The organism is Bradyrhizobium sp. 31Argb (assembly GCF_043638955.1).
Classification (GTDB): Bacteria; Pseudomonadota; Alphaproteobacteria; order Rhizobiales; family Xanthobacteraceae; genus Bradyrhizobium.
Window position 1 is genome coordinate 1 of record NZ_JBEGDB010000686.1, and the last position, 644, is coordinate 644.

Here is a 644-nt window from a genome sequence, read left to right on the forward strand (position 1 = left end):
GGCATTGGGGCAGCGAGAGGAGCTCAAAGCCAAGCTCTTCCACGTTCAATCGGATGGAGCTCGGCGTGACTCGGACGGCGCGGACAAGTGCGCAGGGCCTGACAATGTCATTGTCGTGCCGATGGAAATCACCATTGACCTTGCTCATGGTTTTGGAGAGGTGCGCAGGGTAGTCGCATCCGAATGCGCTCAGTTGAGGGAGCACGATAGCTTTGCGCGAGATCTTAGTTACGCGCTGCGCGACACAGCGAGGTGTGCAATCGGACCGGCTGAGGCCGATTGGTATCAGGCTTACGGCAAACAGCTGTTCTGCCCATACTGATTTAGCTTTGAATGCTAAGTTCGGAGGCAGCCTTATGTGGTGATTTGCTGATGTTTGAGGTTTGCGCTCGGGATGAGATCGGTGCCGCTTTGATGCCAGTCGCGTGATCCCGATCGGATCAACAACATGGTGCAAAATTTGATTTGTGCTGTGATGGTCGATGCCGAGCAGCCGGTTGGGCGGATTGAGCTGCTGTCGACCGCTGAGCGCACGCATCTTTTGGAGGAGTTGAACCGGACGGGCGCCTTATCCTTCGAACAAGTGCATTCAAGAGCTGTTCGAGGTCGAGGTGAGGAAAGCGCCCAACGAAACTTCTATTACT

General features: G+C 55.1%; 2 protein-coding genes. Both read left to right on the forward strand.

Features of this window, described 5'->3' with window-relative positions; all coding sequences use genetic code 11:
* Window positions 1-322 (forward strand): hypothetical protein (locus tag AAFX91_RS42275; protein ID WP_394570423.1); only part of this gene is annotated, 322 nt, incomplete at its 5' end.
* 126 nt (window positions 323-448) lie between these two features.
* Window positions 449-644 (forward strand): hypothetical protein (locus AAFX91_RS42280; RefSeq protein WP_394570424.1); only part of this gene is annotated, 196 nt, incomplete at its 3' end.